This window comes from Deinococcota bacterium (assembly GCA_030858465.1).
Classification (GTDB): Bacteria; Deinococcota; Deinococci; order Deinococcales; family Trueperaceae; genus JALZLY01.
In genome coordinates this window covers 1-2,028 of the sequence record JALZLY010000205.1, presented here as the reverse complement: position 1 = coordinate 2,028, position 2,028 = coordinate 1, and the positions used below count along the sequence as shown (strand labels likewise).

General features: G+C 69.4%; 2 protein-coding genes. One reads left to right on the top strand and one right to left on the bottom strand.

Translation table 11 applies throughout. From position 1 onward, the window contains the following. On the top strand, positions 1 to 1,541 hold a 1,541-nt coding region (locus tag M3498_10350), incomplete at its 5' end, for a DUF255 domain-containing protein (GenBank protein MDQ3459682.1). An 11-nt stretch (positions 1,542 to 1,552) separates the two neighbouring features. Here the strand turns inward: M3498_10350 and M3498_10345 are convergent. Further along, positions 1,553 to 2,028 (bottom strand): c-type cytochrome (locus M3498_10345; protein MDQ3459681.1); only part of this gene is annotated, 476 nt, incomplete at its 5' end.

The window sequence follows — 2,028 nt, the reverse complement described above, 5'->3', positions numbered from 1 at the left end:
GCCTCGCCCTCGTCCTGGGGCGGGACGAGGCGCTGCGAAGGTGCATCCGCGCGTCCTTCATGCCCGTCCTCCTCGACCCCTGGGAACGCCCCGACCTCGCCGCCCGCCTGCGCCTAGCCTCGGTTGCCCTGACGGGTACGGCCGGGCCGCCGCTCCTCGCCCTGCTGACCCATGAGGGCCTGCCCTTCTTGAGCTACCCCTGCATGTGGCCCGAAGGGCGCGAGCCTTACCCCTCGCTGCTATCGCTCCTGCGCTCGGTCTCGGAGAGCTACGGCGAGCGGAGAGACGCGCTCGCTCTAGAGGCACGCGCGCTGCAGGCAGGGGCGTCGGGCGGCTCGGCCTTTACCTCCTTTCAGGGTTTTTGGGAAGGGGCCAAAGGCGAGCTCGATGGGCGGCACGGAGGGCTGCGCGAGCTTCCCAAGCACCCCAACGTGCCGCTGCTCTGGCTGCTGCTGGGGGCTGCCGAGCGAGGTTTTGCGCCCGCGCGCGACCACCTCCTCAAGACCCTGGAGGGCATGACCAAAGGAGGCCTACTCGACCAGCTCGGCGGCAGCTTTCACCGCTGCGCGCGCGACGCGCGCTGGGTCGTGCCGCACTTCGAGAAGCCGGTGCCGGTCAACGCCGGGCTGGCTGCCGTCTACGCCCGCGCCGCGACGCTCTTTGACCGACCCGACTTCGCCGAAGTCGCCGAGGGCGCCGCACGCTTCGCCCTGGCCAGCCTCGAGAACGGGGTCATTGCCCTCGCCTCCGACACCCGTTACTACACCTGGACCTCCGAGGAAGTCATGAGCAGCTTGGAGCCCGCCCTCGTCCAGGTGCTCGGCCTGCACTTCCACCTCACGCCCCATCCCTCGCCGCAAGTCCTCTACCGCGCCCTCGAGCCGGAGGCGATGGCGGCGCGAGGGCTCGAGCCGGAACTCGCTCGAGCGCGCCTCGAGGCGGGCAAGGCGCAGCTCGGCCTCATCCGCGCCCAGCGGCGGTCTCCGGAGCTGGTGACCGCGCAGGCGCTCAGTTGGCAAGCAGAGAGCCTGCGCTGGCTGCTCGAGGCGGCAGGATGCGGCCTCGAGTTCCCTCACGAAGCCTTGTTTCGGCTCCTCGAGGCGCTCGTGGCTCGGCCTTTTGACGCGTCCTCGGGTTACGTCCGCACGGCGGGAGAGGGGTGGCTCGAGGATCAGGCGTCCGTCTGTCTGGCCTGTCTTGCCGCCCACCGCCTGACGGGGGCGTCTGGACACCCAGGCGAAGAGCACCTGGAGGCGGCGCGGCGAGCAGCCGATGCAGTCCTGACGAGCTACCTGGACGCGCGCACGGGCACCTTGTCGGACAGGCCGGGCAGCCCTGTCGAGACGCAAGACGTGGTGGATCACGAGCTGTCTTCCGCCGTGGGCATGACCCTCGGCGCTCTGGTCGCCCTTGCCCGAACGGAGGAGGGTGGCCGCTATCTCGAGGCTGCCAGGGCCGTCGCCCGTCGTTACGAGGGAACTGCAAAACTCGTCGGTGCCAGGGCGAGCGCTTTCTGGCGGGCACGGCTTGACCTGACCTGAACGCGCACCGCTCAGCGCAAGGTATCCAAGTAGTCGAGGAGCGCGATGAAGTCCTCTGATGGCAAGTTGATCGCCGGCATAGTGTTGCCCGGCTTGAGGCCCTGAGGATCGGCGATCCAGCCGCCTAAGTTGCCGCGGTTGTTCTCGAGCATCCTGGCCGCCAGGGTGCGGCGGCTGACCAAGTGGGTGAGGTCGGGGCCGACCTCGACGGCCGCCTCCGAGGCGCCGCGAATCGTGTGGCAGAGCGCGCAGGGGGTGCTCACGAAGACCTCGAGGCCCCTCCTCGCCAGCGCCGTCTCGGGCTCGGTCGCCTCCTGCGCTTGAAGCTCGAGCCAAGCCGCGAAGTCGTCCCGGCTCTGCGCGATCACTAAGAACTCCATGTTGGCGTGCTGGAGCCCGCAGAACTCCGCGCACTTGCCGAAGTACTCGCCCGGCTCGTCCGCTTGCAGGTACATGGTGTTGCTCCAGCCCGGGACCATCTCGATCT